The sequence below is a fragment of the Curtobacterium sp. SL109 genome, from assembly GCF_026672405.1.
Classification (GTDB): Bacteria; Actinomycetota; Actinomycetes; order Actinomycetales; family Microbacteriaceae; genus Curtobacterium.
Genome location: NZ_JAPPRB010000002.1, coordinates 708,913 through 729,162, shown reverse-complemented (window position 1 = coordinate 729,162; position 20,250 = coordinate 708,913). Strand labels below are relative to the sequence as shown.

General features: G+C 72.3%; 19 protein-coding genes. 7 read left to right on the top strand and 12 right to left on the bottom strand.

Going from position 1 to position 20,250, the window contains the following annotated elements; all coding sequences use genetic code 11:
* Window positions 1-10 precede the first annotated feature (10 nt).
* Both OVA28_RS04945 and OVA28_RS04940 read right to left on the bottom strand, forming a co-directional pair.
* A complete protein-coding gene (locus OVA28_RS04945; protein WP_268095978.1) occupies window positions 11-979 on the bottom strand; it encodes a PDR/VanB family oxidoreductase in 969 nt (322 codons plus the stop codon).
* On the bottom strand, window positions 976-1,605 hold the full coding sequence (locus tag OVA28_RS04940; RefSeq protein WP_268095977.1) for a helix-turn-helix domain-containing protein: 630 nt from the start codon (window positions 1,603-1,605) through the stop codon (window positions 976-978). Before OVA28_RS04940 ends, OVA28_RS04945 begins: the two co-directional genes overlap by 4 nt.
* Window positions 1,606-1,756: 151 nt before the next feature.
* Here OVA28_RS04940 and OVA28_RS04935 point away from each other — a divergent pair, with 151 nt between their 5' ends.
* The 7 genes from OVA28_RS04935 to OVA28_RS04905 all read left to right on the top strand — a co-directional run bounded on the left by OVA28_RS04935 (window position 1,757) and on the right by OVA28_RS04905 (window position 8,919).
* Window positions 1,757-3,031: an amidohydrolase family protein gene (locus tag OVA28_RS04935; RefSeq protein WP_268095976.1), complete on the top strand. Its 1,275-nt coding sequence runs from the start codon at window positions 1,757-1,759 to the stop codon at window positions 3,029-3,031.
* Window positions 3,032-3,110: 79 nt separating this feature from the next.
* On the top strand, window positions 3,111-3,878 hold the full coding sequence (locus OVA28_RS04930) for an ABC transporter ATP-binding protein (RefSeq protein ID WP_267419550.1): 768 nt from the start codon (window positions 3,111-3,113) through the stop codon (window positions 3,876-3,878).
* Window positions 3,878-4,741 carry an ABC transporter permease gene (locus tag OVA28_RS04925; protein ID WP_268095975.1) on the top strand — a complete coding sequence of 288 codons (864 nt, stop codon included), beginning with the start codon at window positions 3,878-3,880 and terminating at the stop codon, window positions 4,739-4,741. The genes OVA28_RS04930 and OVA28_RS04925 overlap by 1 nt, the downstream gene beginning before the upstream one ends.
* Before the next feature lie 77 nt (window positions 4,742-4,818).
* On the top strand, window positions 4,819-6,006 hold the full coding sequence (locus OVA28_RS04920; RefSeq protein WP_268095974.1) for an ABC transporter substrate-binding protein: 1,188 nt from the start codon (window positions 4,819-4,821) through the stop codon (window positions 6,004-6,006).
* Window positions 6,007-6,141: 135 nt separating this feature from the next.
* On the top strand, window positions 6,142-7,503 hold the full coding sequence (locus OVA28_RS04915) for an FAD-binding oxidoreductase (protein WP_268095973.1): 1,362 nt from the start codon (window positions 6,142-6,144) through the stop codon (window positions 7,501-7,503).
* Window positions 7,500-8,285, top strand: coding sequence for a creatininase family protein (locus OVA28_RS04910; protein ID WP_268095972.1), 786 nt, complete (start codon window positions 7,500-7,502; stop codon window positions 8,283-8,285). Before OVA28_RS04915 ends, OVA28_RS04910 begins: the two co-directional genes overlap by 4 nt.
* Window positions 8,286-8,292: 7 nt before the next feature.
* Window positions 8,293-8,919 (top strand): pyridoxine/pyridoxamine 5'-phosphate oxidase, encoded by a 627-nt coding sequence (locus OVA28_RS04905; RefSeq protein ID WP_268095971.1) that lies wholly within the window; start codon window positions 8,293-8,295, stop codon window positions 8,917-8,919.
* A gap of 54 nt (window positions 8,920-8,973) precedes the next feature.
* Here OVA28_RS04905 and OVA28_RS04900 read toward each other — a convergent pair whose 3' ends face one another.
* From OVA28_RS04900 to OVA28_RS04855, 10 genes are all read right to left on the bottom strand, one after another.
* The gene (locus tag OVA28_RS04900; protein WP_268095970.1) at window positions 8,974-9,651 is read right to left on the bottom strand and encodes a GntR family transcriptional regulator; all 678 of its coding nucleotides are present in this window, start codon (window positions 9,649-9,651) and stop codon (window positions 8,974-8,976) included.
* Between the two features lie 72 nt (window positions 9,652-9,723).
* Window positions 9,724-11,316, bottom strand: coding sequence for an ABC transporter substrate-binding protein (locus OVA28_RS04895; protein ID WP_268095969.1), 1,593 nt, complete (start codon window positions 11,314-11,316; stop codon window positions 9,724-9,726).
* An 80-nt stretch (window positions 11,317-11,396) separates the two neighbouring features.
* Window positions 11,397-12,323, bottom strand: a complete 927-nt coding sequence (locus tag OVA28_RS04890) for an ABC transporter permease (protein ID WP_268095968.1) — start codon at window positions 12,321-12,323, stop codon at window positions 11,397-11,399.
* A 5-nt stretch (window positions 12,324-12,328) separates the two neighbouring features.
* Complete coding sequence (locus OVA28_RS04885; RefSeq protein ID WP_268095967.1) at window positions 12,329-13,186, bottom strand: ABC transporter permease; 858 nt, start codon at window positions 13,184-13,186, stop codon at window positions 12,329-12,331.
* A complete protein-coding gene (locus tag OVA28_RS04880; RefSeq protein ID WP_268095966.1) occupies window positions 13,183-14,946 on the bottom strand; it encodes an oligopeptide/dipeptide ABC transporter ATP-binding protein in 1,764 nt (587 codons plus the stop codon). The genes OVA28_RS04885 and OVA28_RS04880 overlap by 4 nt, the downstream gene beginning before the upstream one ends.
* The gene (locus OVA28_RS04875; protein ID WP_268095965.1) at window positions 14,943-15,875 is read right to left on the bottom strand and encodes a hypothetical protein; all 933 of its coding nucleotides are present in this window, start codon (window positions 15,873-15,875) and stop codon (window positions 14,943-14,945) included. The genes OVA28_RS04880 and OVA28_RS04875 overlap by 4 nt, the downstream gene beginning before the upstream one ends.
* Window positions 15,872-17,392: an amidohydrolase family protein gene (locus OVA28_RS04870; protein ID WP_268095964.1), complete on the bottom strand. Its 1,521-nt coding sequence runs from the start codon at window positions 17,390-17,392 to the stop codon at window positions 15,872-15,874. Before OVA28_RS04870 ends, OVA28_RS04875 begins: the two co-directional genes overlap by 4 nt.
* On the bottom strand, window positions 17,389-18,111 hold the full coding sequence (locus tag OVA28_RS04865) for an aspartate/glutamate racemase family protein (protein WP_268095963.1): 723 nt from the start codon (window positions 18,109-18,111) through the stop codon (window positions 17,389-17,391). Before OVA28_RS04865 ends, OVA28_RS04870 begins: the two co-directional genes overlap by 4 nt.
* Window positions 18,108-19,010 (bottom strand): carbohydrate kinase family protein, encoded by a 903-nt coding sequence (locus OVA28_RS04860; protein WP_268095962.1) that lies wholly within the window; start codon window positions 19,008-19,010, stop codon window positions 18,108-18,110. The genes OVA28_RS04865 and OVA28_RS04860 overlap by 4 nt, the downstream gene beginning before the upstream one ends.
* Window positions 19,007-20,224 (bottom strand): SIS domain-containing protein, encoded by a 1,218-nt coding sequence (locus tag OVA28_RS04855; protein ID WP_268095961.1) that lies wholly within the window; start codon window positions 20,222-20,224, stop codon window positions 19,007-19,009. The genes OVA28_RS04860 and OVA28_RS04855 overlap by 4 nt, the downstream gene beginning before the upstream one ends.
* Between the last annotated feature and the right edge of the window lie 26 nt (window positions 20,225-20,250).

Here is a 20,250-nt window from a genome sequence, read left to right as displayed (position 1 = left end):
CCTGCTGGCGCTACAGCTCGAGCACCAGCTTCGGGCACCCGGCGGCGGCCCGCGAGACGCAGATCATCATCGTCCGGTCGTCGGCCTGCTCCGCGGGGCTCAGGACGGTGTCGCGGTGGTCGACCGAGCCCTCCAGCACGGGGGTCTCGCACGTGCCGCAGGTGCCCTCGCGGCAGGACGACAGGACGAACACACCGGCGTCCTCGGCGACGTCGAGCAGGGACCGGTCTGCTGGCACCTCGAGGGTCAGGCCCGACAGCGCCAGCTCCGCCTCGAACGCCGCACCCGGCGCGGTCGCGTCGGCGGCGGCCTCGAAGTGCTCGACCCGGACGCTGCCGGGCGCCCAGTGCGCCGCAGCCGCCTGGACCGAGTCCATCAGCCGGGCCGGCCCGCAGCAGTACACGACGGCGTCACGCGGTGCCGCGAGGAGCGCCACCAGGTCGAGCCGGGCCCCCTCGTCGGCGGCGGCGACCCTGACGTGGTCGGGGTACCGCTCGGTCAGCTCGGCCGCGAACGCCATCCCGCCACGCGTCCGCCCCGCGTAGTGCAGTTCCCACGGCGTCCCCGCGGTCTGCGCCGCGTCCACCATGGCGACGATCGGGGTGATGCCGATGCCGCCCGCGACGAACACGGCCGGCTGCGTCGGATCGAAGCCGAAGTGGTTCCGCGGTCCACCGACCCACAGCTGGTCGTCGACGGCCAGCTGGTCGTGGACCGCGATCGAGCCGCCGCGACCCGGGTGCTCCCGCAGGACCGCGATGCGCCAGTGTCCCTCTGGGGTCCTGGCGACGAGCGAGTACTGGCGCTCGACCCCGGGGACGACCTCGACGTCGATGTGCGCGCCCGGCTCCCACGCCGGCAGGGAGCCGCCGCCGACCGGAGCGAGCTCCACGGCGACGACGTCGTGCGCGACGAGCTCGCGGGCGACGACCCGCACCCGGCACCGCGCGGCCGCCGCGTTGGTGATGCCGGCGTTCATGCTGCACCCCCGCTCCGCGACGGGCTCTCCTTGACGACGACCAGGTGGAACCGCCCGCCGTCCGGGCTGCACCACCGATGGGGCGTCCCACCGCGGTAGTACGCCGAGTCACCCGGCCCGAGCAGCAGGGGCGCGTCGGCGCCGAGGTCGAGCCGGACCGAGCCGCTGAGCACGTAGAGGAACTCGTCCTCACGGTGCTCGTAGAAGTCGCCGGGGTCGGTGTTCGCACCGGTCCACTCGAGCGGCTCGAACGCGTGCCTGCCGGCGTGCACGAGCAGGCGCGCCTCGCCCTGCGAGAACGGTCCGCGTGCTCCCTGGTCGGAGCGCAGGACGTCGGGACGGGTGTCCTCGGGGTCGCGCGGCTGCGGGTCGCCCGCCGCCAGCAGCTCGACCTGGCTGGTCTCGAGCGCGACCGCGATCTTCTCGAGCGACACCATGCTGGCGCGCGAGTGGCCCCGCTCCAGCTGGCTCAGGAACGGGTGCGACAGGCCGGTCCGTTCGGCGAGCTGGACGAGCGTCAGCGAACGGGAACGGCGCAGCGCACGGATGTGCTCGCCGATGCGGTGGGCTTGCGCGTCGACCACCCGGGGGTTCGGCGGGACGGTCTCGACGAGGTCGGAGGGCATGTCGACTCCTCGGGGTGGGCCGCTCCGCACGAGGGTTCGCGGAGCGGTGTCACGAACGGCAACCGCCGTGAAACAGAGGGGAAACACGACCCTCGTAGCATCGGCGATGTTGATGCGATCAACATTCTCACACACGATCGGAAGGGGTCCCGTGGACCAGCAGCTCCCCCGCCAGATCGCCCTGGTGCGCGACGCACTGCTGCCCGACGGTCGTCGCGTGGACGTCGCGATCGAGGGCGACACGGTCGCCGCGATCGCCCCGAGCGGCACGCTCAGCGCGACCGCCGCAGCTGACGGCAGCGTCCTCGACCTGCACGGATCGCTGCTCCTGACCGCTCCGGCGGAACCGCACGCGCACCTCGACAAGGCCCTGAGCTTCGACCGCATCCAGCCGCCGCTCGGCGATCTCGGCTCGGCCATCGACGCCTGGCGGGACCACGCGGTGACGATGACCGTCGACGACATCGCCGACCGCGCGCGGACCCAGGCCCTCACGATGCTCGCCGGCGGCACCACCGCCGTCCGGACGCACGTCGACGTGCTCAGCGGCCACGGTGAGGCGTCCCTCGACGACGCGACCCGCGGTGCCCGTGCGCTGGTCCAGGTCCGCCACGAACTCGCCGGCCTGATGGACATCGAACTCGTCGCCCTCGCTGGCCCGCACGCCCCTGATGCCCACGTCGAGGCGGTGCTCGACCTCGGCGTCGACCTGATCGGTAGCGCACCGCACCTGGCGGACGACCCCGACGCGGACGTCGACCGCCTGCTCGCGATCGCCGCACGGCGCGGACTCGGGGTCGACCTGCATGCCGACGAGAACCTCGACGGACCGGTCACCCTCGACCACTACGCCCGCGCCGTGCGTGACTGGCCGCGTGACCGGCAGTACTCGGCGGGGCACTGCGTGCGACTCGGGACGCTCGGCCCCGACCGGCTCGCCGAGGTCATCGCGGACCTGGTCGCCGCGGACCTCGGGATCATCAGCCTGCCGATCACGAACCTGTACCTGCAGGGCTGGCAGCACCCCGTCGCGACACCCCGCGGCCTCGCACCGCTCCGCGCGCTGCTCGACGCCGGGGTCCGGGTGGCGGCCGGCGCGGACAACGTGCGCGACCCCTTCAACCCGGTCGGCCGGTCGGACGCCTTCGAGACCGCGTCGCTGCTGGTCAGTGCCGGCCACCTGACGCCCGACGAAGCGTGGTCGCTCGTCACCGACGGCGCCCGCAGCGTGATGGGCCTGCCCGTCGCCGGCGTCACGGTCGGCGCCCGGGCGGACCTGGTCGCCGTCGCGGCCACGAACCTGGTCGACGCCGTCGCGAACGCCCCCGCCGAACGGTCCGTGCTCTCCCACGGACGTCTGGTCGCCGTGACCGAGGTCCAGCGGAGCGTCGCCGCCGTCCGTCCCACCGAGCCCGCGGTCGTCTGACCCGGTCCGGACTGCTCCTCGGCAGTTCCGTCCCCGCACCGCCCACCGAGCACCGCAAGCACCGGAAGAAGAGGTAGCCGTGACCACCACAGCTCCAGCACCCGTCACGACGACGGACACGCTGCTCGACTTCGCGGACGTCGAGATGACGTTCCCGAACGGCACCGTCGCCCTGCAGGGCGTCGACCTGACCGTCGACCGCGGCGAGTTCGTCTCCGTCGTCGGCCCCTCGGGCTGCGGCAAGTCGACGCTCCTCCGGATCGCGTCCGGGCTCGAGACCGCGTCCCACGGCACGGCCGGTGTCGCCGCCGACCGGATCGGCTACGTGTTCCAGGACGCCACGCTCCTGCCGTGGCGGACGGTCCAGGGCAACGTCGAGCTGCTCGCCGAGCTGCAGAAGGTCCCGAAGGCCGAGCGGGCCGCCAAGGCCGAGCGCGCGATCGACCTGGTCGGCCTGAGCGGGTTCGAGACGAACCTGCCGAAGCAGCTCTCCGGCGGCATGCGGATGCGCGTCTCCCTCGCCCGGTCGCTGACCCTCGACCCGCAGCTGTTCCTGTTCGACGAGCCCTTCGGCGCGCTCGACGAGATCACCCGCGAACGCCTGAACGACGAGCTGCTGCGGCTGTTCGTCGAGCAGCGGTTCGCCGGGCTGTTCATCACGCACTCGGTCTCCGAGGCGGTCTACCTGTCCACGAAGGTGATCGTCATGTCCGGCCGGCCCGGCAACGTCGTCGGCCGGTTCGACGTCCCCTTCCCGATGCCCCGCGACCCGGACATCCGCTTCACCCCCGAGTTCGCCGAGCTCGTCGGCGAGGTCTCGCACGCACTCCGCGAAGGACACCGCTGATGGCCACGCTGCAGGAGGTCACCGAGGCCAGGACCGCGCGCGTCGCCGTCCGGCGGAACCGCCCCCGTCGCCGCGTCATGTGGTGGCAGCCCGTCGTCGTCCTCGCGATCCTGGTCGGCATCTGGTACGCGGCCGCGGCGTACTACGACCACGTCCGGAACCTGGCGTTCCTGGTGCCCTACCCGCACCTCGTGCTCAAGGCCATCGTCGCGCCGACCCTCCCCGACGGCTCGCCGTCGACGTTCGGCAACGACCTCTGGGCCGCCCTCGGTCGCACCACGGTCGTCTCACTGACGGGCCTGGCGTTCGCGATCGTGATCGGCGTCGTCTGGGCGATGCTCATGGCCCAGGCGAAGTGGCTCGAGAACTCGCTCTACCCCTACGCCGTCGTCCTGCAGTGCGTGCCGATCCTGGCCCTGGTGCCGCTCATCGGTGCCCTGTTCGGCTACGAGTTCACCAGCCGCGTCATCGTCACCGTGATGATCGCGCTCTTCCCGATGGTCTCGAACACGCTGTTCGGCCTGCAGTCGGCCGACAAGGCGCAACGCGAGCTCTTCCGGCTGCAGCGCGCCGGCCTCGGCGCCGAGCTGGTCAAGCTCCGGATCCCCGCCGCGCTGCCCTCGATCTTCGTCGGCCTGCGGACCTCGGCCGGCCTGAGCGTGATCGGCGCGATCGTCGGCGACCAGTTCTTCCAGCGCGGCAACCCCGGGCTCGGCGTCCTGATCCAGGTCACGGCGTCGCGGCTGATGGGCCCCGAGCTGTACGCCACGATCATCATCGCCTCGCTCTACGGCGTCGCCGTCTTCCTGGTGTTCGGCCTGCTCGGTCGCCTGGCCGTCGGCCGCTGGCACGACTTCGGCTGACCTCCCCACAGATCTCCCCCGCCCCCCCCCGAACGACCCGACAGCACCACGAGACCCGCACCACGAACGGAGCCTCCATGCGCACCACCACCCGCCTCGGCGTCGCGACCGCAGCCCTCGCAGCGACCGCGATCGCCCTCACCGGATGCGCCGCCGGCTCGTCCTCCGGCACCACCACGAGCACCGCCTCCGCGAAGGCCGCCACCGGACCCGCCGTCGACCTGTCCTCCGTCTGCCCGGCGAAGGTCGTCGTGCAGACTGACTGGAACCCCGAGGGCGAGCACGGACACCTGTACGAGATGCTCGGCCCGGACCCCACCATCAACGCGTCCGACAAGTCCGTCACCGGTGACCTCTACGCCAACGGCAAGAGCACGGGCGTCAAGCTGGAGATCCGTGCCGGCGGTCCCGCCATCGGGTACTCGAAGGTGTCGTCGCAGATGTACCAGGACAAGTCGATCACCCTCGGCTACGTCTCCACCGACGAGGCCGTGCAGTTCTCCGGCAAGCTGCCCACCACCGCGGTGTTCGCGGAGAACGACCAGTCGCCCTTCGTCATCATGTACGACCCGTCCACCTACAAGGACGTCGACAGCATCAAGGACCTCGGCAAGGCCCTCGAGAAGAACGGCGGCGTCGTCCGCTACTTCAACGGCGCCTCGTACATGAGCTACCTCGAGTCGGCCGGCATCCTGCCGAAGAGCGTCCTCGACGGCAGCTACGACGGCACCCCGGCCAAGTTCGTCGCCGCCGGCGGGAAGGACGCGCAGCAGGGCTTCGCGACCGCCGAGCCGTACATCTACCAGAACCAGGTCGCCGCCTGGGGCAAGAAGGTCGACTACAAGCTGGTCTCGAGCACCGGCTGGAACCCGTACCCGGAGACGATGTCCGTCCGCTCCGGCGACCTGTCGAAGCTGTCGCCCTGCCTGAAGGAGCTCGTCCCCGTGATGCAGCAGGCCGACGTCGACTACCTGCAGTCCCCCGGGGCGACGAACGACCTGATCACCAAGCTCGTGCAGCAGTACAACAACGGCTGGACCTACGACTCGAAGGTCGGGGCGTTCGCCGCGTCGCAGATGGTCAAGCTCGGCATCGCGAAGGACACCGACGGCTACATCGGCTCGATGGACGACCAGCGCATGCAGGACTTCCTGAAGAAGGCGGAGCCGATCTTCTCCGGTGCCGGGGACGTCAAGAGCGGCCTGGAGCCGTCCGAGCTCTACACGAACGAGTTCCTCGACAAGTCCATCGGTCTCGGCAAGTGACCCCGGGTGGTCGGCCTGGCTGACCACCCGTCGGCCCAGCCGACCACCCACCGGACTGGAGGCGCGGTGCCCGTCGCGCACCGCGCCTCCAGTCCGTCTCCCCCACCGACCTGCACCCCTCTCCCAGGAGCCACCATGCCTGCAACCCCCGCCGACCTCGAGGCGCTGCGCGCCGACCTCGTCGCCCTGCTCGGCGACCGCGGTGTCAGCGCCGACCAGCGGACGCGTGAGCGCGCCTCCGTCGACGAGGCGACCATGAGCCCGATCCTCAGCGCGCAGCTGCCCCTCGGGCTCGCCGACCTGGTCGCGTACCCGGCGAGCGCCGACGCGATCGCCGGGACCCTGCAGGCGGCCGTGCGACACGGGGTCCCCGTGACGACCCGCGGCAAGGGCACCGGCAACTACGGCCAGGGGATCCCGCTCGACGGTGGTCTGGTCCTGGACACCAGCCGGGCGCGCGCCGTCGTCGAGGTCGGCGACGGCTGGATCACCGCCGAGGCGGGCACCACGATGGTCGCCCTCGAGCAGGCCGCGGCCGCGCAGGGCCAGCAGCTCTGGATGTACCCGTCCACCGCGCAGTCCACCATCGGCGGGTTCCTGTCCGGCGGGTCCGGCGGCACCGGCTCGATCTCCCACGGGTCGAACTGGGAGGGGTTCGTCACCGCACTCGACATCGCCCTGCCCGGTGAGACCGAGCTCGTGCACGTCGAGGGCGACGCGGCGCAGCCGTTCGTGCACACCTACGGCACCGCGGGCGTCATCGCCCGCGCGACCGTCCGTCTCGAGCCGCTGCAGGACTGGCGGGCGGTCTACGCGTCGTTCCCCACGTTCGAGCACGCACTGACCGCGGTGCGGACGCTCCGCGGACTCGTCCCCGCACCGCGGCTCGTCAGCGCGGACCGGGCCGAGATCGCCGCGACCCTGCCGAAGGACGACGGGATCGCCACGGGGCGTGCCAGCCTGCGCGGGATCATCGACGACGTCACGCTCGACGAGGCCCGCGCACTGATCGCGTCGGCTGGCGGTGTCGTCGAGGACGTGCGCGAGGGACTGCAGCAGACCACGAAGGTGTCCATGCTCTCGTACAACCACCCGATCTGGTGGCTCAAGCGGAACACCCCCGACACGGAGTACTTCCACGTCGAGGTCGGCGGCGAGGCCCTGATCGACCGGATCGCCGAGGTCGAGGCCGTCTACCCCGGCGGCATGCTCCACATCGAGGCGGCGCACGTCGGCCCGATCGGCATGCTCACCGCGCCGTACACCGGTGCCGAGGACGTCTACGCCGGCTACCCGGCCCTGCGCGACCTCGGTGTCCGCGTGCACAGCCCGCACCAGTACTACGTCGACCACGGCGTCGAGGAACTCGTCACCCTGAAGCACCGCACCGACCCCGACGGGCTGCTCAACCCGGGCCACGTCATCGACCCGTCGCTCGTCGTGTCCGGCGGCTCCACCGCCTCGGCACAGCCCGTCGTCCCGGGGTTCGGCAAGTGACCGGCCGCCTGCTGACCGAGCTGTCCGGACCCGAGGTCGTCGCCCGGGTCACGAAGGACACCATCGTCGTGCAGCCGACCGGCGCCGTCGAGCACCACGGCCCGCACCTGCCCCTGATCACCGACTTCCTGCTCGCCGACCGCATCGGTGGCGCAGCGGTCGAACGTGCTGCCGCCGAGGGCCTGGACGTGTGGCAGCTCCCGACGCTCGCGTTCACGAAGTCCGACGAGCACAGCTGGGCCCCCGGCACCGTCTGGCTGAACGAGGACACCATGTTCGACACCGTCGTGCAGATCGGCCGGGCCGTCGCGCTCACCGGCGCCGGCACCCTGGTGTTCGCGAACGGCCACGGCGGGAACGTCGCGCTGCTGCAGGTCGCGCTGCGCGAGATCCGGAAGCGCCACGGCCTGAAGACCTTCCTGATGCCGACACTGGCCCGGGTCCCCGGACCGGACGGCGAGGACGCCGACGAACGCGGCTTCGGCATCCACGGCGGTGCGGCCGAGACCTCGATGATCCTGCACCTGCGCCCCGACCTGGTCGACATGTCGAAGGCGGAGCGCTGGGTGCCGGACCACCTGGCGGAGTTCGAGCGGATCCGCTTCAACGGCGGCCCGGTCAGCTTCGGGTGGCTGTCGAACGACTTCGGCACCCCCGGCGTCGTCGGCGACGCGAGCCGTGCGTCCGCCTCGTACGGACAGGCGCTGTGGGACGTCTCCCTCGACGAGGCGGTGGCGTCCCTGCACGAGATCGCCCGCTTCGACCCGGCTGGCCGGGGATGACGTGTCCGTGGTCGGGGACGTCGTGACGGAGGGGGACGTCGACCCGGTGGGCGCCGGGTCGACCCTCCCCGACCCCTTCGAGCTCGCCGCACGGTGGCTGCCGGAGCCGGACTCCGGCACGACACCGTTGATGACGCTGTCGACCATCGGCCTCGACGGGTACCCCGCGGCGCGCACCGTCCTGCTGTCCCGCTTCGACGGGCGCCGCCTGCACTTCCACACGGACCGTGCGAGCAGCAAGGCCGCCGAGCTCGCGGCGACCCCGCGGGCGGCGGTCACGATCCTGTGGCCGGAGCGGTCACGGCAGCTCGTCGTCACGGGGGACGTGACCACGGTCACCGGACTGGAGGCGCGACTCGCCTACACGGCGCGCACCCGGTACCTGCAGGTGCTCGCCTGGCTCAACGACCACGAGCTCGCGGAGCTCGGCCCCGGCGAGCGTCGCGCGCGCTGGGCCGCGTTCACCCAGTCGCACGGCGACGACGAGCTCGAACCCCCACCGGGCTGGGTCGGCTACGCGATCGACCCGGTGCGGCTCGCGTTCTGGAGCGGGGCCACCGACGCCCCGAGCAACCGGCTGCTCTACGAGCGGGCCGGCGACGGCCGGTGGAACGTCCGCCGTCGGGCGGGCTGAGGCCGGTCTGCCAGTCCTGCGGGTCCTGCGGGTCCTGCGGGTCCTGCCGTTCCGCTAGGTCGTGATCGGCTGGTGGAGCACCGCGAACGACGGCTCCCGGTCGCGCTCGATGTGTGCGAACGCCAGGGCCTCGGCCATCCGTTCGTTCCCGACGCCGATCGCCGCGGCGAGCTCGACGTGGTCGTGGAAGGCGTCGTGCACGTCGAGTTCGCTGGTCAGGGTGAAGAGCCACTGCACGCGTCCGGACACCGACCGCATCGACGCCTGCATGAGCGCGTTGCCGGTGGTCTCGACGATGGCCTGGTGGAAGAGCGTGCTCGCCTCGGCGATCTCGTAGGGGTCCCCGGCCTCGACGACGGCGTGCGAGTGCTGGAGCGCCCGCTCGATGGGCTCGACGGGCGCGCCCCGGCCGACTGCCCGCGCCGCCAGCCCCGCGGCGCCGACCTCGAGGACCTCGCGCAGGTCGAACAGGTCGTGGATCAGCTCCGACGTCCACGTGGTGACGACGGCCCCGCGCCGCGGTGACGTGACCACGAAGCCCTCCATCTCGAGCATCGGGACCGCTTCGCGGAGCGGGACCCGCGACACGTCCAGCTCGTCGGCGATGCGGACCTCGGCGAGCCGGTGTCCCTGCGGGTACTCGCCCCGCATGATCGCCTCGCGGAGTCGGGCGTGGATCTGGCGCGGGAGCGAGGGCTGTGCCGTCGCGTCGTCACGTCTGGTCGTCGTCATCGTGGCCGTCCTCCCGGGGACCACCGGGTCGGGTGCTCCGGACCTGCGTCCGGACCACCCGACCCCGCGGGGTCACTTCTTGATGCTGAGCTTGCTGAAGTCAAGCTCATTCGCGCCGATGTTGTGGGCTCCGGGGACCCCGGCGAGCCACTTCTGCGCCAGGACCCAGTCCTTGTTGTACGACAGGTTGTAGTAGCAGCCGGTCGCCGCGTACTCCTTCGCGGCCGACACGTACAGGTCGTCGTCCCCGGTCGCGACGGCCTGGTCGAGCTTCTGGTCCACGCTCGGCACGTCGCAGCCGAAGTAGTTGATCCCGCCGGACTTGTCCCAGAAGACGTGCCCCCACATGTAGGGCGAGCCGCCGTCAGGGCCGTTGTTGCCGTCGAAGAACGCGTCCGGACCCGAGCTCGGGTCGTTGATCCACCCGAACACCTGCGAGGTGGGGTACGACTTGGCGGTCGCCGTGACGCCGAGCGCCTGCAGCTTCGCCGCCTGGATGTTGGCCATCTGCTGCGCGTTCGTGTTGCCGCTCGCGTAGCCGATCGTCATGCTCGTGCTCTTGGACAGCCCGGCGGCGTAGTCCTTCATCACCGACGGCTTGTAGGTCAGCTCCTGCTCGTCCTCACCGCCGGGGATCATGCCCTTCGCGTAGAGCGTGGTGGCGGGCTCCGAACGGCTGCCGAGGACCTGCTTGACGAGCGACTTCTGGTCGATGCTCTGCAGGAACGCCAGGCGCGCCTCCTTCGACGCGAAGAACTCCCGCGACGGGTTCAGCGTGACCAGCGCCGACTGCAGTGTGGGCAGCATGTAGCTGGCGTACTTCGTCGAGTCCTCGTACTTCGACAGGCTCGACGACGGCAGCGCGGCGACCACGGCCGACACGTCTCCGCGGTCGAACGCCAGCTGCAGTGCGGAGACGTCCGAGTAGATCGGCAGCTTCACCGTCGTGAACGGCGACTTCGTGCCCCAGTACCCGTCGTAGCGCTTCAGGGTCCACGAGGTGCCCGGGTCGGCGGCGCTGATCGCGTAGGCCCCGGTGCCGGCGTCGTGCGTCTGCAGCCAGGTCTGGGCGTCGTCGGAGCCGGCGTGCTCCTCCAACGCGGTCGGCGACTCCATCTTCGGACCGAACGGCGAGGCCAGGTAGTCGAGGAACGCCGAGTTCGGTGCGTCGAGCGTGACCACGGCGGTCAGGTCGTCGGGCGTCTGCACGCTCTTGACGCCCTGCACCATGTAGGCGGCTCCGCCCTTGACCGCGATGCGGCGGTCGAACGCGACCTTCACCGCGGCAGAGGTGAACGGGGTGCCGTCGTGGAAGGTCACGCCCTTCCGCAGGTGGAACGTGTACGTCGTGTTGTCGCTGCTGACGTCCCACGTCGTCGCGAGCCGCGGTGCGATCTTCACCGAGTCGGTGTCGTTGGCGTACTGCACCAGGCCCTCGTACGTGTTGAGCACGATCGCGAGCCCGTTGTTGGCGTAGTAGATGTCCGGGTCCGGCGGCTGGCCGATGTCGCCGAGCAGTCCGACGGTCAGGGTGCCGTTCGTCGGGGCGGGGTTCGCGGTGCTCGCGCTGCCGGCGCCGGAGCACGCGGCGAGGGCGAACAGGGGCAGGACCGCGGCGGCGGCGAGCGCGATGCGCGTCCGCCTGCGGAGGGTGCTGAGGCTCACGGGGTCTCCTTCGGGTGGGTGGTACCGAGGTGGTGGAGCAGAGGTGGTGTGGAGCAGGGGGTGGGACGAGGTGGGGCGTCTCAGGCGAGACGCGGATCGGCGGCCGTCTGCAGCACGTCGGCCACGGTGTTCACGACGACGTAGACGGCGCCGAGCACGAGCGTGACGGCGGCGATGGCGGGGAAGTCCGACGTGGGGATGCTGTTCGCCAGGTAGTTGCCCATGCCCGGCCAGCTGAAGACCTGCTCGACGACGACGTCGCCGGCGAACATGAAGCCGAGCTGCAGTCCGGCCATCGACAGGGCCGGCCCGATCGCGTTCCGGACGACGTGGTGCGCCAGGATGCCGGCCTCGCCGATGCCCTTCGACCGGGCGGTCCGGATGTGGTCGGCGGCGAGGGTGGTCTCGAGTCCGGCGCGGAGGATCCGCCCGATCGCCAGGGCCGGCGCGATCGCCAGGACCGTCGCGGGGAGCACCAGGTGGGCGATCTCCGCACCGGGTCCGCCGTCACCACGACCGGACGCGGGCAGCCAGCCGAGCTGGGCGTAGAACAGGATGATCCCGCCGAGCGCCAGCAGGAACGGCGGTGCGGTCGCTCCGATCAGCAGCACGCCGCGGTACACGCCGGCGAAGGGCCAGGACAGCGCGGCCGAGGCGGCGAACAGGGCGGCCAGGACCAGTGCGATCACGAACGCGGCCAGGACGAGTTCGACCGTCGCAGGCAGGGCCGACGCCAGGTCCGTCGCCACCGCGCGGTGGGTCCGGAACGACGTGCCGAAGTCGCCGTGCAGCGCGTTGCCGATGAACCGCAGGAACTGCACCGGCAGCGGGTCGTCCAGCCCCAGCCGGCTGCGTTCGGCTGCGACGGCCTGGCGCGATGCGTTCGCGCCGAGGGAGGCACGGGCTGGGTCGCCCGGCGAGACCTGCTGCAGCACGAACACCACGGCGCTCAGGACGAGCAGCACCACGACGAGCGAGCCGAGGCGTCGGAGCAGAAACCTGGTCATGCCGGTCACCTCCTGGTGACGAGGGTTCGGATGCCGTCGCCGGCGAGGTTCGCGACGAGGCTGAGGACGAGGACGGCGACACCGGGGACGACGGGCACCCACCAGGCGCTGAGGAGCAGCTGCGTGTTCGCGGCCGTGTCCGCACCGAGCTCCGGCGCCGGCGACGGCTGCCCGAGTCCCAGGAACGACAGCCCGGCGAGCAGCAGGACGACGTTGCCGATGTCCAGGCTCGCGGTGACGATCGCGGTGGGGACGGCCCCGGGGACGACGTGCCGCAGGACGAGTCGCGCGCGGCTGACACCGGCGACCCGGGCGGCTTCGACGTGCGGCCGCGCGACGATCGAGCGGATCTCGGAGCGGATGATCCGTGCGTAGTACGGCCACCAGACGATCGAGATGCCGACGAGGGTGTTCGTCAGGCCCTGCCCGAGGGCGGCGACGATGGCGATCGCGACCAGGGTCGACGGCAGGGCGAGGAACAGGTCGGTCACGCGCATCAGCACGGTGTCGACCCAGCCCCCGGCGACACCGGCCGTGACACCGACGACACCGCCGACCAGCAGCCCGACCGCGACCACGGCGAGCGCCGAGAACCACGACGTCCGCAGGCCGTACAGCGTGCGGGACAGGACGTCACGGCCGATCGAGTCGGTCCCGAGCAGGTGCCCGGGCGTGCCGATCGGCAGCTGGATCCCGCCGACCGGCTGGATCGGGTCGGCCGGGGCCAGCACGTGCGCCAGCAGGGCGACGAGGGTGAGGACGCCGAGCAGGCCGACGAGCACCCACGCGGTCCGGCGTCCAGCGTGCACGCCACCGGTCAGCGCGGCCGGGGAGAACCGTCGCGTGACGGCGACGGCGCTCACCGGGCCACCGCGATCTCGGGCACGGAGGCCACCAGCGTGCGCGTGTAGGGCTCCTGCGGGTCGCGGACGACGGCGTCGGCATCGCCGATCTCGACGATCCGACCGTCGTGGACCACGGCGATCCGGTCGCCCATCAGCCGGGCCACCGCCAGGTCGTGCGTGACGAACAACACGGTCATGTCGAGCTCCCGCCGCATGTCTCGGATCAGGTTCAGGGTCATCGCGGCGAGGGACGCGTCGAGCGCACTCGTCGGTTCGTCGCAGAGCAGGACCGCCGGGCGGACGATGGTCGCCCGGGCCAGCGCGACCCGCTGTCGCTGTCCGCCGGACAGGTCGGCGGGTCGGAGTCGGGCGACCGACGTCGGCAGGCCGATGCCGTCGAGGGCGGCGGCCACCCGGCGCTCGGTCTCACCGCGGCCGAGCCGCTGGGCCGCGAGTCGCTCGCCGAGTGTCTCGCCGATGCTCATCCACGGGGTGAGCGAGGACCCAGCGTCCTGGAACACCATCTGGGCACCGCCGTCCGCCAGCGTGATCGAGCCCGACGCCGCGGGGACGAGCCCGGCGACGGCGCGGAGCAGCGTGGACTTGCCCGAGCCGCTCTCGCCGACGATGGCCAGCGCCTCGCCGGCACCGACGGTCAGGTCGACCCCCTGCACGGCGTGCACGGTCCGCCGACGACGGCCGTGTCCCGAGGTGTACGAGCAGACCAGCCCGGAGACGACGACCGCGGGTGCGGCGTCACGGTGCTCGGGCAGGACGTCGGCGACGCGGCCGACGGGCTCGATCGTCGCGGTGGCGTGAGCGCGGACGGTCTCGGCGGACACCAGGCACGCGGCACCGTGGTCGGGCGCCGGCTGCGAGTCCGCCAGGGTCGGCATCTCGGTCGCACAGCGGTCGAACGCGAGCGGGCACCGGGCGCGGTAGGGGCAGCCGACGACCCGTTCGGCGGCGTCGAGGGTGTCCACGGGCAGGGTCGGCAGCTGTGCGCGGCGGTCCAGCGAGAGCGACAGGCGCGACCGCATCAGGCCCACCGTGTACGGGTGTGCCGGCGCGGTGAGCACGGCGTGCGCCGGACCGACCTCGGCCAGCCGTCCGGCGTACATCACGGCGATGCGGTCGGCGATCTGCGACGCGACACCCAGGTCGTGGGTGATGAGCAGCACGCTGCAGCCGTGCACGTCGCGGAGTTCGCGGAGCAGGTCGAGCAGTTGCGCCTGCACGGTGACGTCGAGCGCGGTGGTCGGCTCGTCGGCCACCACCAGGGCCGGACGTCCGGCGACGGCGATCGCCGCCATCACGCGCTGCCGCAGGCCACCGGAGAGTTCGTGCGGGTAGACGCTGAAGCGCATCGCGGGGTCGGGCACGCCCATCGCGTCGAGCAGGGCGATCGCACCCGCCCGGTCCTGCCCGGTCTCGGTGATCTGCCGACCCACGCGCATGGTCGGGTTGAGCGAGGTCATCGGGTCCTGGAACACCGCGCCCAGGGCGGTCCGCCGGGTCTCGCGCCGTGCGGCCTCGGGTCCGTGGGCCATGTCGGTGCCGGCGACCTCGACGGTGCCGGTGACCTCGGGGTGGGCGGCCTCGGGCAGGAGTCCGAGCAGGCTCATCGCGAGCATGCTCTTGCCCGAGCCGGACTCCCCGACGAGCCCGACGATCTCGCCGGCCTCGATGTCCAGGTCGATCCCGCGCAGCACCTCGGACCGGGCCCCGTCGCGCTCGAGCGAGAGCCGCAGGTCCCGCACGCTCGCCACGGCGGTCATGCCGCGCCGCCCCGGGTGGCGAGGTGTGCGGCGATCGCGCGCGGCTGCGTGAACCAGACCCGGTCGCGCTGCTCGGTCATGTGGCGCAGCGCCCGGTCGAGCGCCCGCAGGCGGAACGGTGCGCCGGAGATGAACGAGTGCACGACGACGCTCATCACGAGCGGCTGCTCCTCGGAGCGTTCGAGCAGCTCGTCGAACTCGTCGACGATCATGTCCGCGAACTCCCGGGCGGATGCCCCGCGTCCGATGATCGTCGTGCTGTCGTTCACCTCGAGGGCGTACGGCAGCGCGGTGATCGCTCCGGACGGTGTCGTGAGGGTGACCGGCCGGTCGTCGATGCGCAGGTCGAGGAGGTACCGGTACCCGGCGTCCACCAGGTTGGCGAGCGTGGACGGCGTCTGCGTCAGCCAGGGGCTCGACCAGCCGCCGGGCGGGGTGCCCTCCTCCGCGGTGATCCGGGCGGCGACGGCGGCCAGGTACGCGGCTTCGTCATGCGTCGACAGCCCGGCCAGCGAGTCGGAGTTCGAGATGCCGTGCCCGACGAACTCGGCACCGAGGCGCCGCGCGGTGGCGACGAGCTCCGGCGCGGAGTCGTAGACCGCGGTGTTCAGCAGGACGGTCGGTGGGATGCCTGCACGGTCGAGCCGCTCGAGCAGCCGGAACGCGCCGACGCGGTTGCCGTAGTCGCGCCACGAGGTGTTGACGAGGTCCGGCACCGGGACGTCCGGCACGACGTCCTCGGTGCGGCCGACGCCGAACCGGTACTCCTCGAGCCCGACGGCGACGTAGACCGCCAGGCGGCGGCCGTCCGGCCAGGCCGGTCCCGCGGGCGCGGTGATCGGGCGGTAGGGCCAGAGCCCGTGCCCCGGCGGGACGGTGTCCTGTGCGGCGGAGGTCACCGTCTCGGGGATCGTGCTGTCGTGCGTCATGCGGTCCACCTGTTCATGCCGACATCGGTCCGGGCGGCGCGGCGCACGACGGCGTCGTACGCCGGCAGCAGCGCGTCGACCGAGGCCCACGTGCGTTCGAGTGCCGGTCGGCGCGCGGCGTGCAGCTCGCGGGCCTCGGCGAGGAGTGCGGTCTCGTCGACCGAGACGACCTGGCCGCCCTCGGCGACCACGCGCCCGGCGACGAGCGTCATCCGGACGCTGCCGCCGTTCTCGCAGTACACGAGCTGGCCGCGCAGGTCGTTGAAGGGCGTGAACGCCGGGGCGTGCAGGTCGAGGAGCACCAGGTCCGCCTGCGCGCCGACGACGACGCGACCGATCTGACCGGTCCGCCGCATCGCCGCGGCACCGCCCTCCCAGAGCGCGTCGAGGACCTCGGCCGGAGCCGGCCAGTCCTCCGCGTCGCGTCCCGAGACGTTGTGCACCAGACCGGCCTGCTTGACGACGCCCCACGTGTTCACGGAGTCGTCGCAGATCGCCTCGTCCACGCCCAGCGCGATCGTGATCCCGCGGTCGCGCATCGCCCGGAACGGCATCACCCCGCTGCCCAGCCGGAGGTTGCTCACCGGGTTGTGCGCGACGACGGCACCCGCGTCGGCGATCAGGTCGAGGTCGTCGTCGTCGACCCACACGGCGTGGATGACGTTGACGCGGTCGTTGAGCAGGCCGAGGTCCGCCGTGTACCGGACCAGGCTGCGGCCGGCGAACCGGTCCTGCCCGGTGCCGGGGACGGACAGTGCCCGCTGCGTGCGGGTCTCGAGCATGTGCGCGAACACCGGCAGGTCGTGCGCGCGACTCAGGTCGTCGAGCGCTCCCCAGTACTCCGGGCTCACCCGCTGCGGGGCGGAGACGGAGACGGCGGCGGACAGTCGGCCGTCGGCCGCGCCGTGCCAGGTCCCGACCAGGTGGTCGTACGCGGCGAGCAGCTCCGGTGCGGCGGCGGGTGCCGGCGCCCGGAGCGCAGCGGCGAACGCGTCGTCAGCGCCGTCGAGGAACGGCAACTTGTCCGCGTCGGGCAGCTCGGGCTGGTCCAGGGCGACGGTCGCGCGGATGCCGCTGTCGGCGTAGGCCTGCATCACCGCGTCGATGATCGCCGGGTCAGGCGTCGGCATCAGGAACGCGTCGTCCTGCACGCTCGTCGTGCCGGTCCGCAGCATCTCGAGCGCACCGAGCATCGTGCGCAGGTAGGCCTCGCGCGGCGTCGGTGCCAGTGCCGGGTCGGCGGGCGATTCGTAGAGCATGAAGGTCTCGAGCGGCCGACTGCGGAACGCGCCCTTCAGGTGGTTCGCCGGCGAGTGGAAGTGCGCGTTCACCAGGCCGGGGACGACGACGTGGTGTCCGGCACCGTCGACGATGCGGACGTCCGCCGGGGCTGCGGCACGGGCGCTCGGGCCGATCGCCGCGACGACGTCGCCGTCCACGAGCACGTCGGTGGGCCCGGTCATCCCGGACCGTTCGTCCGGGGCCCACACGAGCACGTCGGTCAGCAGCACGCTCATCGCCAGACCTCGCTCGTCGTCGGGGAGCCGTCGGGAGCGGCCCAGGTGGAGACGCGCGACGTCGACAGGCCCTGCGCGAGCAGCCCCTCGACCGCCGTCGTGGCCGAGGCGACCCCGTCGACGACCGGCACGCCGAGCGCGGCGGTCAGCGACTCGACGAGTTCGGTGAGGCCTGCGCAGCCCAGCACCACGGCTTCCGCAGCATCCGCTGCCAGCGCGGCACGAGCCTCCAGGACGAAGGCGTCGAACGCCGGGCCGGCGCCCGCCTCGATCTCCGCGACCGACACGTCGACGGCGCGCACCGTGCAACGGTGTGCGAGTCCGAGCGAGGCAACCACCCGGTCCGTCATCGCGCGGGTGCGCGGCGGCATGGTGATGACCGTGAACCGGTGGGCCAGCAGCGACGCGGTCTGCAGCGCCGCCTCGGTCATGCCGACCACGGGGCCGGCCGCGCGTTCGCGTGCCCCCGGCAGGCCGGTGTCACCGAAGCAGGCGACCACGTAGCCGTCGACGGCGTCGCGCTCGCCCTGCTCCACCTGGGCCAGGATCCCTGCGGCGCCGAAGACCTCGTCGACGTGGGTCTCGACGGTCGCGGGTGCTCCGGTCGAGTGGCTCGCGCTCACGGTGGTGTCCGGACGGGCGACCGCTCGGGCTGCTGCCAGCACGGCGGCGGTCATCGGCTCGCTGGTGTTCGGGTTGAGGATCCGCACGTGGGTCACCGCTGGCCCCCCGCCGCGACGAACGACGTCGTGATGCCGTGTTCGGCCAGCAGTGGGGCGACGCCGTGGCCGCTGATCGCGACGCGCGCCGCTTCGGCACCGTGGCGGCTCGCGTCCTCCGGGTCGGCTCCCGCGACGTGTGCCGCCGCGAAGGCACCGCAGAACGCATCACCAGCACCGGTGGAGTCGACCGGTTCCACGGCGACGGTCGGCACCACGACGGTCCCCCGCGACGTCGGGACGACGCATCCGCGCTCGGCGGTCTTGATGACGACCACGTCGGCGCCCGCGTCGCGGAAGCGCGCGGCGGCGAGCGTCAGGTCGGCGGTCCCGGCGAGCGCGACGGCCTCGACCTCGCTCGGCAGGAACACGTCGCACGTCGGCAGCAGGTCGAGCAGCGCGCGCTCGTTGCCGAGCACGTAGTCCTCCTGCAGGTCGAGGTAGACCACGGTGTGGTCGTGTGCGGTCTGCTCGCGCAGCCACGGGCCCAGGGCGAGCTGCGACCGCAGGCTCATCGCGGACACGAGCACGCCGTCGACGTCGAGCGCCTCCGCCGCGACGTCCTCCGGGTACACCGACATCGTGTCGAAGGCGTCCTCGCCGGACAGCAGGTCCCAGACGCGCGACCCGTCCGCCGCGTAGGTGATGCGGTTCCGGATCGTGGCACCGTCACGGGGCCGGGTCGCCTCGATCCGGATGCCGGTCCCGGCGACGGCCTGGAGGAGCGGTGCCGGCAGGTCCGTCCCCACCGGTGCCAGCATGCGGACGTCCGTCAGCACGCGGCGCGCGGCCAGGGCAGCGAAGAGCGCGTCGCCGCCGAGAGCGGTCGTCGTGGTGCCGTCGACGACCAGGTCGTCGATCGTCAGGTTGCCGATGCAGAGCAGCGAGCCGTCCGTCACGGGGTCCGCCCGTCGGCTGCTCCGGTGGTCACCAGGGCGGCTTCGGCTGCTTCGGCTGCGCCGAACTGGGCCATCGCGAGCAGGTAGCCGGTCAGCTGGGCCGGCAGGACGGTGAGCAGTGGGCTGAGCGGTTCGGCGACGGCCGGCAGGGTCAGGACCTCGTCCGCGACGGCGTCGAACGCGTCCACGCCCTCGGTGGTCACGACGACCACGCGGCCACCGAAGCGCTTGGCCTCGCTCGCCGTGTGCACCGCACGCGGGACGGAGGGGCCGGCGGGGGCGATGACCCAGATCGGCTCACCGGTCTTCAGGGAGTTGTAGTGGTGGAACTCCTCGACCTGGATCGCCTCGGCCCGGTCGGGCGTGCACTCCTTGACCTTCGCGGCGCCGATGATCGCGGAGCCCCAGCTCGGGCCGGCGGCCGAGAACAGGAACGTGCCGCTGTCGTGCTCACGTTCGGCGATGGTGGCGAGCTGCGGCTCGAGTGCGGCGATGACCTCGGCCATGCGGTCGGGGATCCCGGCCAGCTCGGTGCCCAGCGCGGCGGCCTCGGGGTGGTGCCGCAGGACGCCGACGCGGGTGCCCAGGTCGAGCAGCAGCGCGAGCGCGGTCGTGGAGGACTGCGTCGGCCACCCGACCCGGGTCGCGCGGAGCAGCAGGGTGCGTTCGCTCTCCTGGTCGAGCGTCGAGCCCGCGGTGTTGGTGATGGCGACCGTCAGGGCACCGGCGTGCTGGGCGATCAGCGCGGCCTCGACCGTGCGGGTGGTCTCCCCCGAGCTCGACAGTGCGATGACCACACTGCGCGGGGTCACCAGCGGGGCGAGGTAGTAGGCCAGGTCGAGGCTCTGCACCGGCTCGCACGGCACCCCGAGCATCGTCTCGAGCAGCTGCCGTGCCGCGATCGCCACCGCGAGCGAGTCGCCCGCACCCGTGACGAACACCCGGTCGACGTCCATGCCCGCGATGACCGATGCCAACTCGGCCAGCGCCTGGTCGTTCGCCGCGAGCGTCTCGCGGATCCGGTCGGGCTGCGCGATGAGTTCCGGGTACGTGGCCTCGTCACGTGCTCGACGCTTGGGGTCGAGCGGGTGGTCCGTCGGGAGGGCGACGATCGAGGCGTGCTCGGCGGCGGAGACCCGCTCGACGACGGCCTGCTGGCGGGCGTCGAGGGGGCTGCCTGGACCGATGAAAGGGCTGGGCGGGGTGCTGGTCATCGTGTGGCTCCGGTGGTTCGGGTGAT

Coding starts and splice junctions, on each gene's coding strand:
- OVA28_RS04945 (WP_268095978.1), bottom strand. CDS start 979: ATGAACGCCGGCATCACCAACGCGGCGGCCGCGCGGTGCCGGGTGCGG.
- OVA28_RS04940 (WP_268095977.1), bottom strand. CDS start 1,605: ATGCCCTCCGACCTCGTCGAGACCGTCCCGCCGAACCCCCGGGTGGTC.
- OVA28_RS04925 (WP_268095975.1), top strand. CDS start 3,878: ATGGCCACGCTGCAGGAGGTCACCGAGGCCAGGACCGCGCGCGTCGCC.
- OVA28_RS04920 (WP_268095974.1), top strand. CDS start 4,819: ATGCGCACCACCACCCGCCTCGGCGTCGCGACCGCAGCCCTCGCAGCG.
- OVA28_RS04915 (WP_268095973.1), top strand. CDS start 6,142: ATGCCTGCAACCCCCGCCGACCTCGAGGCGCTGCGCGCCGACCTCGTC.
- OVA28_RS04900 (WP_268095970.1), bottom strand. CDS start 9,651: ATGACGACGACCAGACGTGACGACGCGACGGCACAGCCCTCGCTCCCG.
- OVA28_RS04890 (WP_268095968.1), bottom strand. CDS start 12,323: ATGACCAGGTTTCTGCTCCGACGCCTCGGCTCGCTCGTCGTGGTGCTG.
- OVA28_RS04880 (WP_268095966.1), bottom strand. CDS start 14,946: ATGACCGCCGTGGCGAGCGTGCGGGACCTGCGGCTCTCGCTCGAGCGC.
- OVA28_RS04875 (WP_268095965.1), bottom strand. CDS start 15,875: ATGACGCACGACAGCACGATCCCCGAGACGGTGACCTCCGCCGCACAG.
- OVA28_RS04870 (WP_268095964.1), bottom strand. CDS start 17,392: ATGAGCGTGCTGCTGACCGACGTGCTCGTGTGGGCCCCGGACGAACGG.
- OVA28_RS04855 (WP_268095961.1), bottom strand. CDS start 20,224: ATGACCAGCACCCCGCCCAGCCCTTTCATCGGTCCAGGCAGCCCCCTC.